This is a genomic window from Proteus sp. MB838 (genome assembly GCF_054767435.1).
The window spans coordinates 24,257-41,632 of record NZ_BAABMO010000017.1 but is presented as its reverse complement, the minus strand read 5'-3'; the positions used below and the strand labels follow the sequence as shown (position 1 = coordinate 41,632).

At 35.1% G+C, this 17,376-nt stretch carries 11 protein-coding genes; 3 read left to right on the top strand and 8 right to left on the bottom strand.

What is annotated here, in order from left to right; translation table 11 throughout:
- Positions 1-36 precede the first annotated feature (36 nt).
- Positions 37-657, bottom strand: a complete 621-nt coding sequence (locus ACYUCW_RS09405) for an FMN-dependent NADH-azoreductase (RefSeq protein WP_049206448.1) — start codon at positions 655-657, stop codon at positions 37-39.
- Between the two features lie 221 nt (positions 658-878).
- On the opposite strand from ACYUCW_RS09405, the gene hrpA reads away from it, so the two are divergent.
- Entirely contained in the window at positions 879-4,775 is a 3,897-nt protein-coding gene (gene hrpA / locus ACYUCW_RS09400) for an ATP-dependent RNA helicase HrpA (protein WP_460408457.1), read from the top strand.
- Positions 4,776-5,163: 388 nt separating this feature from the next.
- Here hrpA and ACYUCW_RS09395 read toward each other — a convergent pair whose 3' ends face one another.
- The 6 genes from ACYUCW_RS09395 to ydgH all read right to left on the bottom strand — a co-directional run bounded on the left by ACYUCW_RS09395 (position 5,164) and on the right by ydgH (position 12,946).
- Positions 5,164-6,162: a fimbrial protein gene (locus ACYUCW_RS09395; RefSeq protein ID WP_163748879.1), complete on the bottom strand. Its 999-nt coding sequence runs from the start codon at positions 6,160-6,162 to the stop codon at positions 5,164-5,166.
- A 9-nt stretch (positions 6,163-6,171) separates the two neighbouring features.
- On the bottom strand, positions 6,172-8,565 hold the full coding sequence (locus tag ACYUCW_RS09390; RefSeq protein WP_163822998.1) for a fimbria/pilus outer membrane usher protein: 2,394 nt from the start codon (positions 8,563-8,565) through the stop codon (positions 6,172-6,174).
- Positions 8,566-8,573: 8 nt separating this feature from the next.
- Positions 8,574-9,248 (bottom strand): fimbrial biogenesis chaperone, encoded by a 675-nt coding sequence (locus ACYUCW_RS09385; RefSeq protein ID WP_460408455.1) that lies wholly within the window; start codon positions 9,246-9,248, stop codon positions 8,574-8,576.
- Positions 9,249-9,274: 26 nt separating this feature from the next.
- The gene (locus ACYUCW_RS09380) at positions 9,275-9,841 is read right to left on the bottom strand and encodes a fimbrial protein (protein WP_460408453.1); all 567 of its coding nucleotides are present in this window, start codon (positions 9,839-9,841) and stop codon (positions 9,275-9,277) included.
- A 488-nt stretch (positions 9,842-10,329) separates the two neighbouring features.
- Positions 10,330-11,724 carry an amino acid permease gene (locus ACYUCW_RS09375; protein WP_163748793.1) on the bottom strand — a complete coding sequence of 465 codons (1,395 nt, stop codon included), beginning with the start codon at positions 11,722-11,724 and terminating at the stop codon, positions 10,330-10,332.
- 268 nt (positions 11,725-11,992) lie between these two features.
- Positions 11,993-12,946 (bottom strand): DUF1471 family protein YdgH, encoded by a 954-nt coding sequence (gene ydgH / locus ACYUCW_RS09370; RefSeq protein ID WP_004242823.1) that lies wholly within the window; start codon positions 12,944-12,946, stop codon positions 11,993-11,995.
- Between the two features lie 387 nt (positions 12,947-13,333).
- Here ydgH and pntA point away from each other — a divergent pair, with 387 nt between their 5' ends.
- Together pntA and pntB are read left to right on the top strand one after the other, a co-directional pair.
- Positions 13,334-14,863 (top strand): Re/Si-specific NAD(P)(+) transhydrogenase subunit alpha, encoded by a 1,530-nt coding sequence (pntA, locus tag ACYUCW_RS09365; protein ID WP_049203301.1) that lies wholly within the window; start codon positions 13,334-13,336, stop codon positions 14,861-14,863.
- Positions 14,864-14,874: 11 nt separating this feature from the next.
- Positions 14,875-16,263, top strand: coding sequence for a Re/Si-specific NAD(P)(+) transhydrogenase subunit beta (gene pntB, locus ACYUCW_RS09360; protein ID WP_460408451.1), 1,389 nt, complete (start codon positions 14,875-14,877; stop codon positions 16,261-16,263).
- Positions 16,264-16,345: 82 nt separating this feature from the next.
- Here the strand turns inward: pntB and uspE are convergent, their stop codons facing one another.
- Positions 16,346-17,296: a universal stress protein UspE gene (uspE, locus tag ACYUCW_RS09355; protein ID WP_460408450.1), complete on the bottom strand. Its 951-nt coding sequence runs from the start codon at positions 17,294-17,296 to the stop codon at positions 16,346-16,348.
- Positions 17,297-17,376: the final 80 nt, after the last annotated feature.

Sequence of the window (17,376 nt, the reverse complement as noted above, 5' to 3'; positions counted from 1 at the left end):
ATAGCACCTTAGTTAAAGGTGCCAATAGATATATTTTTATTTTATCATTATTTCTTTATTAATTATTAAATCTATTTCTTTTTGTGCTTGAGCATGTGACTGCTGGGCATATTCTTCGCCTAGCGCAGTACCCTCGGTGAGAATAAACTGTATATTATTAATACCAATAAATGATAAAAATTGTGTTAGATATGGAATAATTAAATCAGAGGGTTGTCCTTTATGGATACCGCCACGACTCGTTAATACAATAACTTGCTTATCTTCAAGTAATCCGACTGACCCTGTTTCAGTATATTTAAAAGTTTCGCCTGCACGCGCAATAAAATCGATATAGTGTTTTAATTGAGAAGGGATGGAGAAATTATACATAGGCGCCGTGATCACAATAATATCATGTGCTTTTAATTCATTAATTAATGTATCAGAGAGTGCTCTAGCGGCTTTTTGTTGTTCCGATAACATAGCCGTATCTTTGCCAAAAGCAAATAATGTGGCTTGATCTAAAACAGGAATGGGATCTTTTGCCAGATCACGTAGGGTAATGAGATCATTTTGATGATGCTTTTGCCAATTTTCTATTAGATAGTCAGCCATTTTATTGCTGTGCGAGTAATTTTCTAAAATACTGGATTTTAGTACAAGAAGCTTGTTCATTTTATTCTCTCGGTAAATATCTGTTATGTTTATATAGACCAAATTTTATCTTATCTGAAAAATTTCACACCATAATCGTTTGAATATGCTATTCAAATTTATTGATTATATATATTCATAGAATAAGAAAATTCATCAACCCTTTATGTGCAAATTGGCTGTTGTGATATCATGGCAACAATATTATTTGGTTAAATAAACCTCAAAAAGGATAACAAAAGGTGGCACTATCATCTGCGATGCTCTACAAAGAGATAGAGCAACTCTCGTTGCGGGATCAGCAACGATTGAGAAAACGCTTACGTGGCGTTGATAAAATAAGTAAAGAAACGTCGAAACAGGCGGTATTAAGCGAGATTGAGCAGGATATTATTGTCGCAAAACAGCGTATATTAAATCGACAAATTCACTGTCCTAAAATTGTTTATCCAGAAAACTTGCCTGTTAGCCAGAAAAAAGAGGCTATCTACAATGCAATCAAAGATAACCAAGTGGTTATTATTGCAGGGGAAACGGGGTCGGGTAAAACAACTCAGATCCCGAAAATTTGTCTCGAATTAGGGCGAGGCGTAAAAGGTTATATTGGGCATACGCAGCCTCGACGTTTAGCTGCACGCTCTGTCGCAGAGCGAATTGCCCATGAATTAAATACAACATTAGGTGAGTCTGTCGGTTATAAAGTTCGTTTTAGTGATCATGTTGGTGATAACACGCTAGTTAAGTTAATGACTGACGGGATTTTATTAGCTGAACTACAACAAGATAAGTTGTTATTACAATATGATACTATTATTATCGATGAAGCCCATGAACGTAGCTTAAATATTGACTTTATTCTTGGTTATTTAAAGCAGCTTTTACCCAAACGCCCAGATTTAAAAGTGATTATTACTTCTGCCACTATCGATCCCGAGCGTTTTTCTAAGCATTTTAATCAAGCTCCTATTATTGAGGTATCTGGCCGAACTTATCCGGTTGAAGTGCGCTATCGTCCTATTGGTGGTGACGCTTTGGATAGTGATAAGGATATGACTGAGGGCATTATTGATGCGATTGACGAGTTAAGTCGAGAAAGTGCGGGTGATATTCTTATTTTTATGAGCGGTGAGCGTGAGATAAGGGATACCGCAGAGGCATTAAATAAATTACAACTGCGTCATACCGAAGTTTTACCCCTATTTGCTCGTCTTTCTAATAGTGAGCAAAACCGGATATTTCAGCCTCATACCGGAAGACGCATCATATTAGCAACCAATGTTGCCGAAACCTCTCTTACGGTACCGGGCATTAAATATGTGATTGATACGGGTTATGCACGTATTAGTCGATATAGTTATCGAACCAAAGTTCAGCGCTTACCCATAGAGCCTATCTCTCAAGCTTCTGCGGATCAGAGAAAAGGGCGTTGCGGTCGTGTTTCTGATGGTATTTGTATTCGTCTTTATTCTGAAGATGATTTTATTTCCCGTGCGCAATTTACCGATCCTGAAATACTAAGAACCAATCTTGCTTCGGTTATTTTACAAATGACCTCGATAGGATTAGGGGATATTAGCGGATTTCCTTTTGTACAAGCGCCCGATAAACGCAATATACAAGATGGTGTACGCTTATTAGAAGAGCTGGGTGCCTTACAAGAGGGTACTGATAATAAAGGTGCTTATCGTTTGACGCCGATGGGGAAACAATTAGCTCAGCTTCCTATCGATCCAAGATTAGCGAGAATGGTTCTTGAAGCACGCAAATATGGTGCAGTTAGAGAATTAATGGTGATCACATCGGCGCTTTCTATTCAAGATCCTCGTGAAAGACCGATGGATAAGCAACAAGCATCAGATGAAAAACATCGTCGTTTCCAAGATAAAGATTCAGATTTTCTTTCGTTACTCAATTTATGGGACTATTTAAAAACTCAGCAGAAAGAGTTGAGTCACTCTCAGTTTCGGAAACACTGTCGCCAAGAGTTTTTAAACTTTATGCGAGTTAGGGAATGGCAAGATGTCTATACGCAACTACGCCAAGTTGTGAAGGAATTAGGTTTTCCAATTAATAGCCAACCGGCCGATTTTAAAAGTATTCATGTGGCTTTATTAAGTGGGCTATTATCACATATCGGACATAAAGATAGCGATAAACAAGAGTTTACTGGCGCGAGAAATGCGCGTTTTGCTATTTATCCCGGCTCTGGGTTATTTAAAAAACCGCCCAAATGGGCCATGGTGGCAGAATTAGTCGAAACATCACGGTTATGGGGGCGTATTGCTGCACGTATTGAAGCGGAATGGATTGAACCTATCGCGACCCACTTAGTTAAATATCACTATAGTGAGCCTCATTGGTCAAAAGTACAGGGTGCGGTAATGGCTAATGAAAAAGTCACCTTATATGGTTTACCTATTGTGGCCTCACGATTAGTAAATTATGGCAAAATTGATCCACTATTATGTCGAGAGTTATTTATTCGCCATGCGTTGGTAGAAGGCGATTGGCAAACTCGACATGCTTTTTTCCGTGAAAATTTAAAATTACGTACCGAGGTTGAAGAGTTAGAGCATAAATCACGTCGTCGCGATATTTTGGTAGATGATGAAACGCTGTTTACATTCTACGATCAACGAATACCACAAGATGTTATCTCTACCCGCCATTTTGATAAATGGTGGAAAATAGCGCAAAAGAATTCACCTGATTTGCTGAGCTTTGAAAAAAGCATGCTTATCAAAGAAGATGCTAAACGTGTTAGTGCATTAGATTATCCAAATTATTGGCATCAAGCTAATTTAAAATTACGCTTAACCTATCAGTTTGAGCCAGGTACAGCAGCAGATGGTGTCACTGTCCATATTCCATTACCGATTTTAAATCAGGTTAAAGATGAAGGTTTTGATTGGCAAATTCCGGGTATTCGTCATGAATTAGTCGTTGCCTTAATAAAATCATTACCTAAACCTATACGTCGTAATTTTGTTCCTGCGCCTAACTACGCTTCAGCTTTTTTAGAACGAGTGGTTACCCCTGAAGGTGAATTACTCGATAAATTAGAAAAAGAGCTACGTAGAATGACCGGCGTTACGGTCGAACGTGATAGTTGGCAACTTGAGCAAGTGGCCGATCACTTAAAAATGACTTTTCGAGTTGTTGGTGGCAACAATAAAACCCTTGCGGAAGGAAAAGATCTTAATCAGTTAAAAGCACGTTTAAAGGACAAAGTTCAAGAAACATTATCAGCGGTAGCAGATGATGGTATTGAGCAGCAAGATTTACATATTTGGAGTTTTGGTGACTTGCCACAACGCTACGAACAAAAGCGTGGTAGCTATTCAGTTAAAGCCTATCCGGCATTAGTGGATGAAAAGAATAGTGTTGGTATCAAGCTATTTGAAACAGAAACAGAGCAACAAGCGGCAATGTGGCAGGGGGTAAGACGGTTATTACTACTTAATATTCCTTCCCCCATTAAATACTTGCATGAAAAATTGCCTAATAAAGCAAAATTAGGTCTTTATTTTAATCCTTATGGCAAGGTGCTAGATCTGATTGATGACTGTATCGCTTGTGGGGTTGATAAACTCATTGCTTCTTATGGGGGATTAATATGGCAAGAAGAGCAATATCAAAAACTCCAAGATTATGTCCGTGCTGAATTAAACGATGTTGTTGTCGAAATTGCTAAACAAGTTGAATCTATTTTAACTCAGGTATTTGCAATAAATAAACGCTTAAAAGGGCGGGTCGATATTAGTGTTGCTTTTGCATTGTCTGATATTAAAGCACAACTTAATCAATTAGTTTTTCCCGGATTTGTCACATCCCATGGCTGGAAACGACTTGCGGATATTCCTCGCTATCTCAGTGCCATTGAAAAACGTATGGAGAAATTAGCGATTGATCCTAACCGTGATAGAGCACAAATGAGCCGAGTTGAAAATGTCATTTTGCAGTGGCAACAGTGGTTAGCTAAGTTAACCGAGAAGCAAAAACAGCAAGAAGAGGTACAAAATATTCGTTGGATGATAGAGGAATTAAGAGTGAGTTTATTTGCTCAACAGATAGGAACGCCTTATACCATCTCTGATAAACGCATCTTACAAGCTATTGAGTCTATCTCATTAAGTTAAAGCTGATAGATAAACCCACAATGGTGAGTTATGGCCATTGTGGGTTTATATACTACTATTATTGATAATGTACTGAAATGGTAAATTGATCATTAATATTGTCAGCTAAAACCACTTTATTACTGTCTAAGATAAAAGATGTTATTGCGCTATTTTTTATTGAAATGGCAGTGTTCTTTTTAATATTCAATATTCTATTAGCGTTTTTTATTATTGATGGACAATTTGATATCTTCAATATAACTTCTTGGTTCTCTTTTGATTTATTATCATCCATTATGTATTCACAGCTAGTTTCATAGATATAATAAGCATTTACAGAAAACACAGGTAGTAATATTAATAACATGATAATAGGAGTTAAATGTTTTTTCATAGGGGAAATAAATTATTTATATTCTAAGTTTACATTAATTTGTGATGTTACCTTGCCAGGCAAGATGTTTTCACTCATTTTCACATAACCTACTGAAAAAGGAAAAGTATATTCCGTCGAAGGTGTTCTATGAACGCTATTATAAATAACATTACCTAAATAATATTTATTATCATTATATTTAATTGATAAACCTACCCCAGAAGGGGTGCCATTATTTAGAAGTGTTAATAAATTAGTATTTCTACTTTTATAAATAGCAGGTGCATCAAGCTTTAATGAAACTAATGTATCTTGGTTACAAATAACACCAATAGAAAAATGTGTTTCATTAGCGGGTATTGAATCGCTTAAACTGTTTTTTTCTACAGGCGCTAATTCAATATTAGGTTGTTCAATATTAAGTTCGCAAACTTTATTCTGAGGCTTCTCAATAATCAAATTATTATAAGTAAATTTTTTATTATCTAATGTATAAACAAGAAAATCATCTATAACAAATATGTCGCTCAGAGGTTCTAGAACGATTTCACCTATTTTTATTAATTGAATATATAGTCTTGGCCAACTATCAGTACAATAAATATTTTTATATCCTTCTTTTCTAGTTTGAGCGTTACAGACATTTGCATATTTAGGCGTTACATTAAACTCATCGCCTACTAAGTTAAAAGGTGTTTTATTAAATGATATCTTAAAGCCAACTCCTGGAATATTTGTTTTGAAAATATCATCTTTATAATGCCTTGCGTTAATGATTAATTTTAGATCAACTTTCTTTTTACAATGAAGAATTGACGTAGATAGAGCGGCATCAGTAAAACTCATTTCTGCGATAGGTTGGCCAATATCGACACCTAAATCAATATCACTAGCTTTAAATCTAATATTATGTACTGGAATAAAACCATTGTCTTTTATATCGTCATAAACGCAATTGTTGCTAAATTTTGATTCATCAGAATAACAATGGAATGAGAGTAAATAAATTAAAATAATAATGTATTTCATTTTTATATATTATTCCTCTTTAATGCAATTTACAGTTTTAAAATAAATTCTATTTTGTTTTTCATTATCATTTAATTGATAGTTAAATGAGCACTGTTGTTTGTTGGAACTTCCCCATTTTACAAAAATCTTTCCTAAGATGGGTAAATTAGAAATATATAATTTATTATCTTCATTTACATAGGATATATCGGATAGGGTACCATCAGAATTTTTCACATAGGCTGTTGCACCAAAAGGAATGTTTTGGTTAAATGTAAATAAAGCACTTTCTCCTTTAGTTACCTTAATATTTTTTGTAATAATAGCTCCCTTAGTAGGAATTAAATGATAGCTATAATTATCAATATTATAATTATAATCTAATGATTTCGCATCAATGTGGAACTTATTGTTATGGTAACTAGTTAAATTAGGAATGATTAAATAACCTCTTCGGTCTGATTCTATTGTTGGCTTTCCTATTATTTTTACTTTCTTAGCACCTGCAAAATTTAGGATAGCAAAACTATCATTTAGATCTTGGGCTAAAGTTATTCCTCCATTATGAAACACAATGCCGCCATTGAGTCCATAGCCTAAAGAATAACTATCTTTATTAAATCGAGAGTTTATATTTAGTTTGGCTATCCTACTTAAATAACTAATTTTCATTGATGAATCTAAGTGTTCTTTATTATTTTTAGAAAAATTAAGGTTATAATTTAACCGATTATTTTCTAATGTATTTCCACTAAATGAAATATTCTCATGAAAATATTTTTCTCTATTATCATAATTGATCCTTGCTGTTGCCCAATGAGAGAGATCTTGACCAATAGGATAATTTAAAAAAATTGATAATTGATTATTATTGCTGTACTGATCTTTGCTATTCTCTAGCTCTAATGAATAGGAAAGTTTTTTATAATTTGAACTAGTATTAATAAAAAGTCGTTGGCTTTTTTCTTTTGAGTGATAATAGGTTGCAATATTATACCCCAACGTTAAAGCAATATTATTATTTAATGATTGTGAAAAGTGAAATCCTAAATCATATTTCTTATATTCTTTATTTACAGCATAATTCTCTTTAAATCTAAAGTAGAATGATGAGTTTAATGAAATAGTTGTATTTTCCATAGAAAATACTTTTTGGTAATTAATCTTATTGGACTGATATTGTTGATGATATTTCTCTCTTATCCAAGCGTTTTCTAATGAGACTATACCCAGGATATTTAATCCTAGGGTATTTCCAATAAGTGCTTTAATATCATCTCCTTTTTTTTCAGCTCCTATCATTGTCGTTAAATAATTGCTCACTCCATAGCTTAAATTCAATTGAGTTAATAGTTCTTTTTTCTTATTAGAAGGAAACTGTCTTTTTTGAGGATTGTTTACTAAACCCATAGTATAGTAATAATTCCATTGGTTCTTTCTTAATAAATACTGTGAAGAATAATTCCAGATTTTCTTCTTTCTTACTTCGCCATTTTCTTCTTTTATAATTAATACTAATTCACCATTTGTACCTAAAGAGGGAAGGTTATTAAGAGTAAATGGCCCAGGTGGTACAGATGTGCTATATAGTGTTTCTCCATTTTGCTCAATGCTAACTTCTGCATAGGTATAGGCGGTTTCACTTATAATGGGTGCATAACCTACTAGGGAGCCATCTTTCATTGCATTATCGCTATTGATTTGCACGCCTAGTATTTTATAAGTGTTTAAGTTAGGAGAATAAGCATAGAAATCACCCATAGTTAAAATAGAATTAATATTTCTAAGTGTCCTATATACATATTGCTGGTTTATAGAAAAAGAATTATTATTATTATAGTTTAGATCTTGACGATAACGCCATGCAAATAAATTAATTCCATTATATAGCTGTAGGTTATGTATGTGTTGTCCATTTAAACTATTTTGTTTATAATAATGGCCTTGATAGTGGTATTTAATGAAAGCAGCATTATCACCATCATCCAATTTTTCTTTGGAATATGAAGTGTTTTTTTCTATCGCAATTAATGGTACTTTAAAGTAAATCGACTGTTTGTTAATTTCTAATTTTATATTAAATAATTTTTTTAATAAATCATAGTCAACGATATCGTTGTCTAACTTATTTTTTAAAGGCTCATAATAATTGGTGTTTATTCCCCATTGTTTTAAATCAAATAGAGTTATTATTGGAGTTAAGTTATTGTTTTTGTTTTTAAATGATATCTCAGAATTTTGTTTTTTATTGTTATTTATATAAATTGTTATGTTATAGGTTCCTTCGAGAAAATTTTCATTAAGCAAGAGTGAAAAATCAATATTTCCATTGTGGTTTTCAATTGCTTGTAAGTAAAGTGCATTTGCATATACATAGGGCGTAAATAATAAGAGTAAAGAAATAGGAGATAACTTTATCATAATTAATACTATTCGCTATTTTTTATGTTGATATTAACTTCATTACCAGAATCATTTATATAGCTCCAGCCTACTTTAGCTGTACCAAAATGATTTTTTCCTATATTAATTTCACTAAAAGGGGATAGCATGACTGAGATCTCTTTTTTTTCCCCATTAGAAAAAATATTTATAATAGTGAAGTAGTATTCAGAGTTGTTTTTTATTATCATTTCTTTTTTATTATTTATAGAAAAAATAATTTTTTTTGTCGCTTCTTCAACTGTTTCTGTTAAGCCATGTGGTCGGTAAAATAATTTAAACACTGACTTAATTGATATATGAATACTATTATTTTTTGATTCAGCGATAGGGATCGCTTTGCTATTTATATAAAAAAGACTTTCACGATCTGTTTGAGCTATTGATGTGATTTTGGCAATTCGCAAAATTGCAGATTGTTCTTTATTTAATTTAAATAACGGTGGGGTAATCATAAAAGGTGTATTTTTATCATTTTCATCCTTTGTGATCCAGCTTTGTATTAAATAATCAGTAGCGGAGTTTTTATTTTTTATATTAATAATAATATCATTATCGTCTTCATTATAGATAAACCGTGTTCCACTATATATTACATTTGCTTGTGTAAAAAAAGTAGAACACAGAATTATGATAAATAAAATATAAACATTATACTTCATAATAAAATAATCCTGTGTTTTTTTAATTAAGAATATTTAACGGTAAAACTTATTGATGTATTGACAGTTCCTGATGTTGGATTTGGAAGATAACTTGCGTAATTGGCATGGAATTTATAAGTTACTGTTTTATTTTCAATTCTCTTAGTTATTGCTTGGTTACCATTTAAATGAATGATATTTTTATTACCTTCATCACTACGAATGAAAATTCCTACTCCTTTAGCACCATTATTTGTGGTATTTTTATTCTTCAGAATTTTATTTTCACTCGCTAAATCAGTACCGTTAAATGTTAATGCTGCATTATTATTGCCACAATCTAATAGTTTAATTTCAAAATTACTACCTGTACTGCTTTTGGCTTTGGTCCAATCTTTATCTGAGACTATTTCCGATTTATTAATTGCGGGCAAAGTGATAAGAGAATTAGGGCTTTCTATATTGCAGGATGTTGATGTTACTGTTCCACTAAAATTAATAATATTGTTATTTTTCTTTTCTGTTGTTTTGTTATTATCTGCTAATACATTCATGCTAGAAGAGATAACTAATAATGCAGATAGTAATCTGATATGATTTTTTATTTTCATCGTTTTTCCTTTAATAAATAATTTGATAATGCAATAGGTTTATCCTATTTGTTGCGACGGAGTGGATAATATAGTTTTCTAACAAAAAGTAAATAAAGTGTATTTATCTGCTTTTTGTTAGAAAATCAGTTTATCTGTCCGTGTATTATGCTCTACATGGAGGTATTAACTAAAAATAATATGTTTTATTGTGTTATTCACTGGTTTTTTAAAAAACATCATATAAAAAATGAATTTTATATAAAAATTATATGAGTAAATTATGGTCAATTAATAAAATAATTAGTTACAACATACAATTTATTTCTCTAATATAATGCACCTAACCATCATCAATAATATTTACTTGCTAAGTAACCAAAACATGGCGTTATTTGATTTCTAATTAAAAAACTTAAGGAAATGAACAGGAGTGGCTTGGATAGAACAAGGGGATTGAAGGGCAAGAAATGCCCCCTTGCTTCTTTCTCAAGGGGGAATAATAGATCTTAATTAAATACTAAATAGCCACAAGCAGGAATTGCGCCAATTAATACCATCATCAGTAGTATTTTTTCACTAGTATTTAATGACTGTTTATCTTTATATTGTTTTCGTGAATATAAAAATATTAATACACCGGGTGCATAGAGAACGACGGAAAGTAATAAATTCATTACACCTGATGCATAAAGTAACCATAAACCATAGAGGCTTGCAGGTATTGCTATCAGTAATAATCCTCGGCTACTGCGTTCTATGGCAACTTTAAATAAGAAAGCACCAACCAGGAAATAAGGAACGAGGATCATTTCTGACGCGATGGTCAGTAGGGTATTGTAATTACTACCAGTAAGCCAAATTAATACTAGTGATAATTGAACAGCTAAATTAGTAAACCACAAGGAAGAGGAAGGCGCATCATTGTGATTTTGTTTACTCAGTTGTTTGGGAAAAGAGTGGTGTAATGCTGCAATATAAGGGACTTCAGCAGCCATAATTGTCCAGCTTAAATAAGCGCCACATACCGATAGAATAAGGCCGGCGGCAATAACTATCTCACCTATATTTCCAATTAGTTGAACCAGTAAAGGTGCCATAGATGGGTTTTTCATCATAGCAAGCTCTGGTTGGCTAACTAATCCTTGAGATAATAGGGTAACGAGAATATAAATAATCAGCGCGATCACAACCGCAAATATTGTTGCTAAACCAACATCTCTTCTATTTTTTGCTCTTGCAGATACGACAACGGCCCCTTCAATACCAATAAATACCCATAAAGTAATTAACATGGTATTTTTTACTTGTTCCCAAACGGGCACGCCCATTTTTATCCCTTCGAAATCAAGGGTAAAAATATCCATATTAAAGGCAAGTAGGGCAACAATAATAAATAACCCCAATGGTATTAATTTTGCCATCGTGGCCATTAAATTGATACTAGCGGCTGTTTGTACACCTCGTAGAACTAAAAAGTGTACAACCCAAAGCAAGATTGATTCACCCAACAATGCCTGCCATGTATTACCATCACCAAAAATAATATTATTAGGGCTGTCGGTAAAAAAACTCACAGCAGCGAAAACGATGACTAAATAAGAGACATTGGCAACTACCGCACAGACCCAATAGCCCCAAGCAGAACAAAAGCCAATAAATTCACCAAATCCTTCTTTCGCATAGGTAAAAATACCGCCATCAAGATCAGGTCTTAAGCGAGAAAGCAATAACAATGATAGGGCGAGAAAAAGGATGCCAACCCCTGTTATTATCCAACCGATAATCAGTGCCGCAGGGCTTGCAACCTCAGCCATATTCTGAGGTAAACTGAATACACCTGCACCAACCATTGAGCTTAGCACTAACGCTGTTAGTGACATTAAACCAAGTTTTTTATTCAAAGATAAGTTCCTGCATGATTAAAATTGTGAATAAATAGCGTATTTTCTTGTTTTTGGTTTAATAATTAGCATAAATATGAATCTGTTAATTTAAGACAAAGATAAAACCACTAAAAAACAGCGAGATTTTACGGAGAGTTGACTTGGTTGTCTATGCATAAAATCATAAATTTTATGCATAAGGATAAGAAATTGAGTGAGGTTATTTGGACAAGTATAAAAAAACCTTGCATAGAGCAAGGTTTTTAAAAGAGAAAGTAACAACAGATTATTTAAATAAATCCGCTGTGATTGTTACCGTACCACCATTACTCTGCCATTCACGAGTAATATGGTAGTATTTTGCACCTTTCTCTGCGGCACGTTTAGCAACTTGATAAGAAACTTCCGGTGAGTTCACAAAATAACCACTGAAAGTAATGGTATCAAAAGGTTCCATTAATGCAGCCGCTGCTTTATTAACCTCTTGAATTTCAGTGCCATCAGGTAAGGTGACAGTGTAACGTCCGCTTTTACCTGATGATTGTGTTTCAGCAAATACACCTACATTTCTATCAAAGTCACTATTTGACGCAAGTCCTGGTTTTTCAACTTTATTGGCTGCACTTCCACCTTCGGCAATAAGCGCTCGACCCGCATCAGAGTCATAAGGAACCACGGCTTCTGAAGACTGTATGGCTCTTTTAGGGGCATCTTTTTTATAGATATAAGCAGTAACTTCTTGGTTACCACCATCATTTACCGAGATATTACGGACAATAAAGAATGATGCTGCACCTTTTTTTGCTGCTTCTTTCCCGATTTCGTTATTAATATCAGGTGTTGTTGGATAGTAACCATGAATAGTAACGGTATCAAAAGGCTGTAGCAAAATAGCTTCAGGTTTTGGTAATTCTTTTACACCATGAAATACGCGGTATTCTTCTTCAGTTGCTTTTGGTGCATCTTTTCGATACAGATCGGCAGTCACACTCATGTTGCCACTATCACTGATATCATCTAGACCTTGAATGTAAAAACTATCAGCACCGATTTTATCAGCACGACGAGATACTGCGTCAGCTGCTTCATAAATCGCATTAAAACGACCGATGACTGTAATTCTTTCAAATGGTTTTAGCTCTGCCGCTTGTTCTGGAGACAGTTCCTGTGCAGCCTGCGCAACAGTAATATTAGTTAAAGATAACACCGCTGCTGCGATGACTGAGGTTTTCAGCTTCATACAAAATCCTTCCGCCTTGCGCAATTAATATTGGTCATGTGCTGAACATAGTGATCTATCACATAGAGTGCAATTATTACATGTAATAATAGCGTTTGTCGCATTATTTTATTTAGTGAATAGCCACTGGGTCAAATGACCAGTATATGTTACCAGATATTTACTTAAATATAGTGAATAATTCATTAATATGCCTTTTCGACTAAAATGATCGCATTAAGTTCAATTTTAGCTTTACACAGATCTAGATTATTGGTTTTATTTTCAGTAGGTTATTAGTACCCCAATAAATGGCATGTGAATGATAATGCTTAACAATTTTTTTGCATATTAATGAAATTAGCCATGAAATTTTAACAGTTTTCGGATGGATAAGAAGGGAAAATTATGCGAATTGGTATACCCAAAGAGCGACTTTCTAACGAAACAAGAGTTGCAGCAACACCTGCTACAGTCACACAACTCTTGAAATTAGGATTTACAGTCGCGATAGAAAATGAAGCTGGCATTGCTTCTAGTTTCGATAATGACGCTTATCAACAAGCAGGGGCTGAGATCTTAGATTGTCAAAATATTTGGCAATCCGACATTATCTTAAAAGTTAATGCCCCCCTAGAAGATGAAATTGCTTTACTCAAAAAAGGCTCGACTTTAATTAGTTTTATCTGGCCCGCACAAAATGCACCATTGCTAGAAAAATTAGCTGAAAAAGAGATTAATGTAATGGCTATGGATAGTGTACCGCGTATCTCCCGTGCACAATCTTTAGATGCATTAAGTTCAATGGCGAACATTGCCGGCTATCGTGCCGTAGTTGAAGCCGCTCATGAATTTGGTCGTTTCTTTACTGGGCAAATTACCGCTGCAGGTAAAGTACCACCAGCCAAAGTGATGGTGATTGGTGCGGGTGTCGCTGGACTTGCCGCTATTGGGGCCGCAGGTAGTTTAGGCGCTGTTGTTCGTGCATTTGACACTCGACCTGAAGTCAAAGAGCAAGTGCAAAGTATGGGCGCTGAGTTCCTAGAGCTTGATTTTAAAGAAGAAGCGGGGAGTGGTGATGGCTATGCTAAAGTGATGTCAAAAGCATTTATTGATGCAGAAATGGCATTATTTGCAGAGCAAGCCAAAGATGTTGATATCATTATTACAACAGCACTAATTCCAGGAAAACCTGCACCACGTTTAATCACTAAAGAGATGGTTGATTCAATGAAACCAGGCAGTGTGGTGGTCGATTTGGCAGCCCAAAATGGTGGTAACTGTGAATATACCGTTCCTGGTGAGATTTTTACCACTGAACATGGTGTGAAAATTATTGGTTATACCGATTTAGCCGCCCGGTTACCGGCTCAATCATCTCAACTTTATGGTACTAACTTAGTTAACCTATTGAAATTACTCTGTAAAGAAAAAGATGGTAATATCAATATTGATTTTGATGATGTGGTTATTCGCGGTGTTACCGTTATTAAAGCAGGGGAAGTGACATGGCCGGCGCCTCCTATTCAAGTTTCGGTGCAACCTAAAGCAGCTCCTGCTGCAAAACCCCAAGAAAAACCCGTTGCAAAACCTATTTCCCCGTGGAAAAAATATGGTTTATTGGCTATTGCCTTTTTACTGTTCGCATGGTTGGCTAATGTTGCGCCAAAAGAGTTCTTATCACACTTTACTGTCTTCGCACTTTCTTGTGTTGTTGGTTATTACGTTGTTTGGAATGTCAGCCATTCATTGCACACCCCATTAATGTCGGTGACAAATGCCATTTCAGGTATCATTGTCGTTGGTGCATTACTACAAATCGGTAGTGGTGGTTGGGTAAGCTTTTTCTCATTTATCGCTATTTTAATTGCCAGTATTAATATTTTTGGTGGATTTACCGTCACTCAACGTATGTTGAAAATGTTCCGTAAAGGATAAGGGAGACAATTATGTCCAGCGGTGTTGTTACAGCGGCATATATTGTCGCCGCAATATTATTTATTTTTAGCCTTGCAGGGTTATCCAAACATGAAACCTCAAAACAGGGGAATTACTTTGGTATTGCAGGGATGGCTATCGCGTTATTTGCGACTATCTTTGGGCCTTATGCTGATAATGTAGGTTGGATCATTGTTGCTATGGTTATTGGTGCCGTTATTGGTATCCGTTTAGCCAAAAAAGTTGAAATGACGCAAATGCCAGAGTTAGTGGCTATTTTGCATAGTTTTCTAGGTTTAGCCGCGGTTCTGGTTGGTTTTAATAGTTATCTAGATCACAATCCTGCCATTGATCCTGTAATGGCCAACATTCATCTCACAGAAGTCTTTTTAGGTATCTTTATCGGTGCGGTTACTTTTACCGGCTCCATTGTCGCTTATGGCAAGCTAAGTGGCAAAATGTCATCCAAACCTATGATGTTGCCTAATCGCCATAAACTTAATTTAGCGGCTTTAGTTATTTCATTTTTATTAATGATCTGGTTTGTTAAAACTGACAGTGTTGGTTTACAAGTCTTTTTAATGATTGTGATGACTGTCATTGCATTAGCATTTGGTTGGCATTTAGTTGCCTCCATTGGTGGTGCGGATATGCCTGTTGTTGTGTCAATGTTGAACTCTTATTCGGGGTGGGCCGCCGCTGCTGCTGGTTTTATGTTAAGCAACGATTTGTTAATTGTGACCGGGGCATTAGTGGGTTCATCGGGCGCTATTCTTTCTTATATCATGTGTAAAGCAATGAACCGCTCATTTATTAGCGTTATTGCCGGTGGTTTTGGTACAGATGGTAGCAGCTCCAGTGACGAAGGAGAGATGGGGGAATATCGTGAAACAACCGCAGAAGAAGTTGCTGAACTATTGAAAAACTCAACTTCAGTGATTATTACGCCGGGTTATGGCTTAGCAGTGGCACAAGCACAATACCCAGTACATGATATAACAGAAAAGCTTCGTCAGCGTGGTATAAAAGTACGCTTTGGTATTCATCCAGTTGCGGGTCGTCTACCGGGGCATATGAATGTATTGTTAGCAGAAGCGAAAGTACCTTACGATATTGTCTTAGAAATGGATGAAATCAATGATGATTTTGCTGATACAGATACCGTTTTAGTTATTGGTGCAAATGATACTGTTAACCCAGCCGCACAAGACGATCCTAATAGTCCAATAGCAGGTATGCCGGTATTAGAGGTATGGAAAGCTCAAAACGTGATCGTGTTTAAACGCTCTATGAATACCGGCTATGCGGGGGTACAAAATCCATTATTCTTTAAAGAAAATACCCAAATGTTATTTGGTGATGCTAAAGCCAGTGTCGATGCGATTTTAAAAGCCTTGTGATCTGTTTAGCTAATAATCTTTAATAAAAAACGCCCGACTATTTAAGCGATAGCGGGCGTTTTGCTATACAGTATTAAAAGCGTTATTCGTTATCTGAATCGACAGTGATAGGACAGGTAAAGCCATCAGGTTTGATAGCGCGTAAATCACATTTTATATGGTCGATCAGCTGTTCTGCTGTATTTCCTAAGAAAGCGGCAGAAAGTCCGGTTCTCCCTAAAATACCTAATACGACAATACCCGCGTTTAGCTCTTCGCATACTTGAGGGATAACTTGCTCAGGCAATCCTTCTTTGACATGTGTTTTTTCCTCAGGAATAGAGAATTTCTGGCGAAGCTCTTTCATTGCTATAAGGTGTTGTCCACGCAAAGCATTGTTATAAAGATTAGGATCAAAGTCAGGTAACTCAATTGCAATATTAATGGGTGCAACAGGGTAGGCACTGAGTAAATGAACGTCTGGATCTTTTTGTATACGGTGAGATAAATCGTTAGTTAATTCAATTAACTTTAAATTTAATGCATCATGATATGACTCTTCATTGGACAGATTAGCGGCGACAACAATAGTGCCGTATTCTGGCCACTCTTTATCTTTTACCATCCATACAGGAGCAGGGCATTTTCTTAACAATTGCCAATCTAGGGGAGTAAAAATTAAGGAGCCTAACTTATCATGTTGATGAGCCATTTTAATCAGTAAGTCATGCTTATCGGTGATCACTTCTTCAATAATGGCTTCATACGGTCGGTTATGCCAAATCACTTTTATGTCGATTTGAATGCCGGCTTCAAGATAATAGCGAGCTTGCTGTTTTATCCAAGCGGTTTTTTGATTAATCACGCCTTTGCGCATCGCATTACGTTCATCGGGAGATAAAAGGGTGGTCATGTCATATGAGAGATCATAAACAGGTAGAAAAGCTTTTATCCGCCCACCATTACGCTGAACGATATAAACAGCACGACGTAGTGCTGGTTGGTCATCTTGGTTAGGATCAATGACAACGAGAAGGTTTTGATATTTTTCCATTGCTATATCCTCTTTAGGGCTGGATTTATCCATCTACATTTTTAAAGATAACCCAAGAAGCTAAAATGCAATAGCACAAA

Excerpts from the sequence above, each read along its gene's own strand:
- ACYUCW_RS09405 (WP_049206448.1), bottom strand. The coding sequence starts at position 657 with ATGAACAAGCTTCTTGTACTAAAATCCAGTATTTTAGAAAATTACTCG.
- ACYUCW_RS09395 (WP_163748879.1), bottom strand. The coding sequence starts at position 6,162 with ATGAAATACATTATTATTTTAATTTATTTACTCTCATTCCATTGTTAT.
- ACYUCW_RS09390 (WP_163822998.1), bottom strand. The coding sequence starts at position 8,565 with ATGATAAAGTTATCTCCTATTTCTTTACTCTTATTATTTACGCCCTAT.
- ACYUCW_RS09385 (WP_460408455.1), bottom strand. The coding sequence starts at position 9,248 with ATGAAGTATAATGTTTATATTTTATTTATCATAATTCTGTGTTCTACT.
- ACYUCW_RS09380 (WP_460408453.1), bottom strand. The coding sequence starts at position 9,841 with ATGAAAATAAAAAATCATATCAGATTACTATCTGCATTATTAGTTATC.
- ydgH (WP_004242823.1), bottom strand. The coding sequence starts at position 12,946 with ATGAAGCTGAAAACCTCAGTCATCGCAGCAGCGGTGTTATCTTTAACT.
- pntA (WP_049203301.1), top strand. The coding sequence starts at position 13,334 with ATGCGAATTGGTATACCCAAAGAGCGACTTTCTAACGAAACAAGAGTT.
- pntB (WP_460408451.1), top strand. The coding sequence starts at position 14,875 with ATGTCCAGCGGTGTTGTTACAGCGGCATATATTGTCGCCGCAATATTA.
- uspE (WP_460408450.1), bottom strand. The coding sequence starts at position 17,296 with ATGGAAAAATATCAAAACCTTCTCGTTGTCATTGATCCTAACCAAGAT.